Source organism: Nonomuraea sp. NPDC004186 (assembly GCF_053603495.1).
Map to the genome: position 1 here is coordinate 22,023 of NZ_JBSGFQ010000144.1, position 6,645 is coordinate 28,667.

Consider the following 6,645-nt stretch of genomic DNA (forward strand, 5'->3'; position numbering starts at 1 on the left):
TGCGGCCGCGTCACCGAACGCGGCCGCACCAGGAAAGCTCAGCGGACCTTGGCGAAGAACGCGCGCAGGTCGGCCGCGAGGCGGCCGGGCTGCTCCATGGCGACGAAGTGGTGTCCGGCCGTGTTGTCCTCCGGCCAGTGCAGGATGGTGTTGTGCCGCTCGGCGAGCCGCCGGATCCCGGGCGGCCCGCTGTAGACGCCGGTCGGCGCCGCCGTCTGCCCCTTCGGCCAGCCGAAGCCCGTGCTCTCGTAGTAGGGCCAGGACGAGGTGCCGAAGGTTCCGGTGAGCCAGTAGAGGCTCACGTTCGTCAGGAGGAGGTCGCGGTCGATCACCTCCTCCGGGGTCTTGGCCACGACGGTGAACTCCTTGAACTTGTGCGTCATCCAGGCCAGCGCCGCGACCGGGGAGTCGTGCCAGCCGTAGGCGAAGGTCGCCGGCGCCGCGCGCAGCAGCCCATGGTGGTCCACGCCGTTCATCCAGTCCTGCTCCTGCAGCCGCGCGAACGCCGCCCGCTCGTCCTCGGTCATCTCCGGGACGTCGTCCTGGGTGGGGAAGCCGAGCCCGCTGATGACGTAGACGCCGATCACGTGCTCCGGGTCGGTCGTGGCGACCTCCGGGGCGACGTACGCGCCGTAATCGCCGCCCTGGGCGCCGTAGCGGTCGTACCCGAGGCGGCGCATCAGCTCCGCCCAGATCCGCGCCACGCGCGTGACGTCCCAGCCCGTCTCGCGCGGCGGCGCGGAGAACCCGAACCCGGGCAGCGACGGCACGACGACGTGGAACGCCTGGGCGGGGTCGCCGCCGTGCGCGCGGGGGTCGGTGAGAAGCTCGATCAGGTCGGCGAACTCCACGAAGGAGTTCGGCCAGCCGTGCGTGAGGATGAGCGGCAGGGCGTCCGGCTCGGCGGAGCGCACGTGCAGGAAATGGATGTCCTGACCGTCGATCTCCGTCATGAACTGCGGGAACCCGTTGAGCCGAGCCTCGTGCCGGCGCCAGTCGTAGCCGTCGCGCCAGTAGGCGGCCAGCTCCTCGAGGTGGGCGGCGGGGACGCCGCGGCTCCAGCCCTCACCCGGCAGCTGCCGGGACCACCGGGTACGGGCCAGCCGGTCGTTCAGGTCGTCCAGGTCGGCCTGGGGGATGTCGATGCGAAAAGGGCGGATCTCGGTGCCCATGATTGTCCTCCTGCGGTCGCGATGACGTGCCGACAGTAGGAGCCATCTAGGTCGATCCATGTCCTATATGACGCCCATACTTGGAGTCATGAGCGACACCCCCGCACGGCTGCTCGCGCTGCTGTCGTTGCTGCAGACCCCGCGCGAATGGCCCGGCAGCGAGCTGGCCGAGCGGCTGGAGGTCAGCCCTCGCACGGTCCGCCGCGACATCGACCGCCTGCGCGAGCTCGGCTACCCGGTGCAGGCGACGATGGGAGCGGCGGGTGGCTACCGGCTCATCGCCGGCAAGGCCATGCCGCCGCTGCTGCTGGACGACGAGGAGGCGGTGGCCATCGCGGTGGGCCTGCGCATGGCGGCCGGGCAGCCGGTGGACGGCATGGAGGAGGCCTCCGTACGCGCTCTGGCCAAGCTGGAGCAGGTGCTGCCGGCGCGGCTGCGGCAGCGCGTCGGCGCGCTCGGGGCCGCCACGGTGTCGATGACGGCCGCGAACGGGCCGAGCGTCGATCCGCAGAACCTGGCGGTGCTCGCCTGGACGGCCGCCAACCGCGAACGCCTGCGCTTCGACTACCAGGCGAACGACGGCAGCCGGTCCAGCCGGCTGGTCGAGCCCTACCGCCTAGTGGCCGGCGGGCGCCGCTGGTATCTGCTCGCGTACGACAACGACCGCGACGACTGGCGGATCTTCCGCGTCGACCGGCTCAGCGCCCCGCGCCCGACCGGCGTCCGGTTCGCGCCCCGCGAACCGCCCGAGCCGGACGCGGCCGCCTTCATCACCCGCAAGATCTACTCGCTCGCCCCCACCTACGAGGTGCGGGCCACCCTGCGCCTGCCGGCCGAGGAGGCGATCGAGCGGCTCGGCGCCGCTCCGGGCGACGTCCGGCCCATCGACGGGCACAGCTGCGAGCTGCACGGACACGCCGACACCCTGGAGTGGCTGGCCGCGCGGCTGCTCATGCTCGGCTGCGAGTTCGAGGTGCACGAGCCGCCCGAGCTGCTGGCGTACCTGCGGGCGGTGGGCGGCCGCGCCGTCCGGGCCGCCGGTGTTGCCGTGGGCTTTACTGACCTGTAAGTATAAGCGGATGGAGGATCGGCGGCTCAGTCCGGGCGGGCAGCGGTTGCTGGAGGTGGCGACCGAGGTCTTCTACGCCGAGGGCATCCGCGCGACCGGCGTCGACACGCTGGTGGAGCGGGCCGGGGTGTCCAAGCCGACCCTGTACGCCCAGTTCGGGTCCAAGGAGAACCTCGTGGCTGCGGTCCTCGCCCGCCGCAGCGCCGCCCGGCAGGCAGCCCTGAGCGCGTACCTGGCCGGCAGCGACGTCCGGGGCGGGCAGGCGGTGCTGGCGGTCTTCGACTGGCTGGCCGAGGGACACGGCCGCGAGGGCTTTCGCGGGTGCCCGTTCACCAACGCAGCGGTCGAGCTGCCCGATCCCGGGCATCCGGCGCGGGCGGTGATCTCGGCCTACAAGTCGTGGCTGCGCGGGACGCTCGCCACGCTGGCCGGGCAGGCGGGCCTGGCGCGGCCCGAAGAGGTGGGCGACGCGTTGCTGCTGCTCATCGACGGCGCCAACGCGCGCGTGGTGGTCGACGACGACCGTACGGCGATGCTGCGCGCGAGGGCGGCGGCGGCCAGGCTGATCGGCGCGGCCGGCTCGTGAGGGTCAGACGCCGGGCCGGAGCGGTCCGGCGTGCTTGACGGTCTGCAGGACGGGGGCGGTCTCGATGGTGCGGATCTCGGGCAACGCCCCCAGCCGGTGGGTGATGTAGCGGTGCAGGTGATCGGTGCCGGAGCACAGCGCGTGGGCCAGCAGATTGGTGGGGCCGGTGGTGTGGGCGACGGCGGCGAGCTCGTCGTGGCCCGCCAGAGCGGTGGCCACCTGGTCGAGGTGCGCCGGCGCGATCGCCATCCAGAGCAGCGCCTGGGTCGCGACGCCGAGGGAGACGGGGTCGATCTCGAGGTCGAAGAAGATCGTACCGTGGGCGCGCAGGTCGGCCAGGCGCCGCGCCACCGTGGCCTCGGACCAGCCCGTGCTCCTGGCGAGGTCGGCGTAGCCGGCCCGGCCGTCATGGCGCAGGGCGTCGAGCAGGGCCTGGTCGGCGCGGTCCAGTGACGGCCGGCCCGACGGCGCGGCGGGCACGTCAGCCGCGGCCGGCCTGAGCTGCCGCTGCTGTCCCTCGTCGAGGGTCTGGGCGATGCCCTGCCACGCGGTGGGCCCGCCCCGGTAGGGGTGGAGCAGGTACTGGGCGGAGACCGACGTGATCCCGGCCTTCCTGGGCAGGTCGTGCAGCAGCATCGAGGGCGGGTCGTCCACGCCGTGCGGGACGTGGACCATGGCGAAGATCTCGGTGCCGCCGGACAGCAGCTTGATCCATGACGTGTCGGGCCGCCGGGCCAGGGCCTGGGCGAGGGTACGGGTCGCGACCGGGCTGGTGGTGAGGCGGACCACCCACTGGCTGCGCCCCACCCGGGACGGGTCGGGCAGCCCGACGACGCGCAGGGAGGCGTTCGCGCGCAGCCGCTGGTAGCGGCGGGCCACGGTCTGGGTGGACACGCCCAGCACCCGGGCGATGCCGCTGAACGGCGCCCGCCCGTCGATGTGCAGGGCATGGATCAAACCGCGGTCCAGATCGTCGAGCATGAGCAAATCATGCATGAGATCCGGCTTCGTGGAAAAATTTCCCCAACATCTCGGGCATTGTGGAATCGCCGATGCCGGTGGCCGCAGCCTTGGTCGCGGAAGTCATCCGTACGACTGAGGGGGACTGGGACATGCCGGTTCGGGAGGATCCGACGGTGGCCTACCGGTGGCGGTGGGTCGTGCTGGGCGTGCTGCTGACCGCTGAGGCGATGAACGTGCTGGACTCGACGATCGTGCAGGTCGCGGCGCCGGTGATCCGCGCCGGGCTCGGCGGCTCCGAGTCCGCCATCCAGTGGTTCAGTTCGGCCTACACGCTGCCGTTCGCGGCGTTCCTGATCCTGGGTGGCCGGTTGGGGGACATGATCGGCCGCAAGCGGGTGTTCCTGCTCGGGATCGCGGGGTTCACGCTGGCGTCGTTGTGCTGCGCGCTGGCGCCCGGCGCGGGCGTGCTGATCGGGGCGCGGGCGCTCCAGGGCACGGCCGCCGCCTTGATCATCCCGCAGACGATCGGGTTGATCCGCTCGATGTTCGCCGGCGCCGAGCTGGCCAGGGCGATGAGCACCATCGGGCCCGTCATGGGTCTGTCGGTGATCTTCGGGCCCGTGCTCGGGGCCGTGCTCACCCACGCCGACCTGTTCGGCTCGTCGTGGCGGGCGGCGTTCCTGGTCAACGTGCCCCTCGCCGTCGCCGTGCTCGCCACCGGCCCCCTGCTCCGCGAGGACCGGGCCGCGCGGCCGCCCCGGGTGGACCTGGCCGGGACCGGGCTGGCGGTGCTGGGCGCCGGGCTGGTGGTCTACCCGCTCATCGAGGGCGGGGACGCCGTCCCGCCGGGGTGGGGCGCGGTCCTGCTCGTCGCCGGGGTCCTCGTCCTGGTGGCGTTCGGGCTCCACCAGCGCCGCCGGGCCCACCGCGGGCGTGCTCCCCTGGTCGAGCCGAGCCTGTTCGGCGAGCGGGTCTTCCCGGCCGCGCTGGCGACCTCGACGCTGCTCTTCGCGGTGACCAACGGGCTGATGCTGGTCATCGTGCTGCAGGTGCAGCTCGGCCTGGGCCGCGACGTCCTGACCGCCGGGCTGACCCTGCTCCCGTGGTCGGCCGGGCTGGCGATCTCCTCCGGGATCGTGGGCGCGCGGATGACGCCGCACCGCCTGTCACGGGTCATGTTCGCCGGGCTCGCCATCCTGTTCGCCGGGGTCCTCGGGGCTCTGGCCGCCTACGCGGGCGCGTACTCGTGGCCGCTGCTCGTGGCGCTGGCGGTGTGCGGGGCCGGGAACGGCATGGTCACCGTCCCGTTCTTCACCGCCGCCCTGGCGCGCCTGCACCCCCATCAGGTCGGGTCGGCGGCCGGCCTGCTCAACGCCGTCCAGCAGTTCGGCGGCACGCTGGGGATCGCGCTGCTCGGCAGCGTCTTCCTGCACGGCCTGGGCGGCGGCTCGGACGGGAACGCCGCGGCGGCGCCGGCGTTCGGGCTCGGCCTCGTGCTGCTGGCCGCCACGGCCGTCGCCGCGGCGTTCATGAGAGCCCCCGTCGCCCCCGAGCCGGAGCGGGAGCGCGCGGCCATGGGCGAGCCGACCCGATCCAGGCTCTGACCCCATCGAAGGGCTGGTCGACGCGCGGGGCCCGAGATTGTCGTGGGTGATCGCTAGGGTCACCGTCATGGTTGACGCAGCGGAGGTGTGGTCATGCGCCGGTTCTTCCCGGTCCGCATCGGAGGTGGCCGGATGAGCGCGTGGGAGCGCCTGGTCAAGCCGGCCAAGGGCGGTGACGTGGCCCGCGTCTTCCGCCTGCTCCTGGAGTTGGACGCCGACGATCGCAAGGCGGTGGCGGCGCAGCTGCCGCGCCACCTGTCGGGGCTGCGGATGGAGGATTGGTGGTCCTGGCGGCACCAGCTCAGGCCGTTGCGGCTGGCGGGCGTGGCGTGCCTGGGCGGCGCGGCGGCCGTCACGGCGTGGCTGTTCAGACGCGAGTTCCAGTGGGTCGAGAGCGACGACGAGCGCGTGATCCTGCTGCTGCGGCAGCGGCCGGCCGAGTGGCGGGCCGACGTGGCCCGCCGCATCGCCGCCCGCCTGCGCCTCAACGACATGCGCTACTGGGAGGTGGCCGCGGCGCTCGTGTGCGAGACCGGGATCGAGCCGCCGGACGGCGACGCGTTCATGGTGGGCTGGTTACGCGCGCTCCACCCGGGGACGGCGGCCACCGATCCGCTGTTCACCGCGTTCGCGCCGCGGCTCTTCGAGGTCGACGGCCTGGGCGAGGCCCTTCCCGCGCAGGTGGGGACCATCGCCCGGCTCGTCGAGGACGGCCTGCTGGAGCGCAAACCGGTCATCGACGGCATCGTGGGGCGGCTGCTGCGTGACGGGCCGTCGGCGCTGAGCGCCCTGGCCGTCCTGCACGATCGGCTCGACCTCGACATCGACGAGTCCGCCGAGCGGGCCAGAGACTACACCCGGCTGCTGCCCGCCGGGCCGGTCGCGGTGGCCGACCTGGCGCTGGCGCAGCTGCGGCGGCTGGAGGAGGCGGGGCGGCTGGAGGAGGAGCTGTTCGCCGAGGCGATGGAGGCGCTGGCGTTCCGGCCGGAGAAGAAGCTGCTGCGCGCGGCCCTGTCGTGGGCGGGCGACGCCGTGCTGCGTGACGCCCGCCGCGCGGACGTCGTGCTGGCCGCCATGTCCCTGATCTTCGCGCAGGACACGCTGGCGTTGCAGGAGCGGGCCGTGCGGCTGGCCGTCAAGCTGGCCCCGCGGGCAGGTGTCCAGCGTGAGCCGGCCCTGTTCGACCTGCTGCATGATCAGAGTCGCGGTCCACACCTTGGTGACCGAGCCGATCTGGTAGAGCGCGTCGGT

6 protein-coding genes are annotated in these 6,645 nt (G+C 73.2%); 3 read left to right on the top strand and 3 right to left on the bottom strand.

Annotated features, from left to right (window positions below; genetic code table 11):
* Positions 1–38 precede the first annotated feature (38 nt).
* Complete coding sequence (locus tag ACWEPL_RS57195) at positions 39–1,172, bottom strand: epoxide hydrolase family protein (RefSeq protein ID WP_452441619.1); 1,134 nt, start codon at positions 1,170–1,172, stop codon at positions 39–41.
* Positions 1,173–1,260: 88 nt separating this feature from the next.
* On the opposite strand from ACWEPL_RS57195, the gene ACWEPL_RS57200 reads away from it, so the two are divergent.
* Together ACWEPL_RS57200 and ACWEPL_RS57205 are read left to right on the top strand one after the other, a co-directional pair.
* Positions 1,261–2,241: a helix-turn-helix transcriptional regulator gene (locus tag ACWEPL_RS57200; protein WP_452441620.1), complete on the top strand. Its 981-nt coding sequence runs from the start codon at positions 1,261–1,263 to the stop codon at positions 2,239–2,241.
* Positions 2,242–2,251: 10 nt separating this feature from the next.
* Positions 2,252–2,827 (top strand): TetR/AcrR family transcriptional regulator, encoded by a 576-nt coding sequence (locus tag ACWEPL_RS57205; protein WP_363980124.1) that lies wholly within the window; start codon positions 2,252–2,254, stop codon positions 2,825–2,827.
* A 3-nt stretch (positions 2,828–2,830) separates the two neighbouring features.
* Here ACWEPL_RS57205 and ACWEPL_RS57210 read toward each other — a convergent pair whose 3' ends face one another.
* Positions 2,831–3,808: an Lrp/AsnC family transcriptional regulator gene (locus tag ACWEPL_RS57210; protein WP_452441622.1), complete on the bottom strand. Its 978-nt coding sequence runs from the start codon at positions 3,806–3,808 to the stop codon at positions 2,831–2,833.
* Between the two features lie 131 nt (positions 3,809–3,939).
* On the opposite strand from ACWEPL_RS57210, the gene ACWEPL_RS57215 reads away from it, so the two are divergent.
* The gene (locus ACWEPL_RS57215) at positions 3,940–5,394 is read left to right on the top strand and encodes an MFS transporter (protein WP_452441623.1); all 1,455 of its coding nucleotides are present in this window, start codon (positions 3,940–3,942) and stop codon (positions 5,392–5,394) included.
* Positions 5,395–5,970: 576 nt separating this feature from the next.
* Here ACWEPL_RS57215 and ACWEPL_RS57220 read toward each other — a convergent pair.
* Positions 5,971–6,609 carry a hypothetical protein gene (locus tag ACWEPL_RS57220; RefSeq protein WP_452441624.1) on the bottom strand — a complete coding sequence of 213 codons (639 nt, stop codon included), beginning with the start codon at positions 6,607–6,609 and terminating at the stop codon, positions 5,971–5,973.
* Between the last annotated feature and the right edge of the window lie 36 nt (positions 6,610–6,645).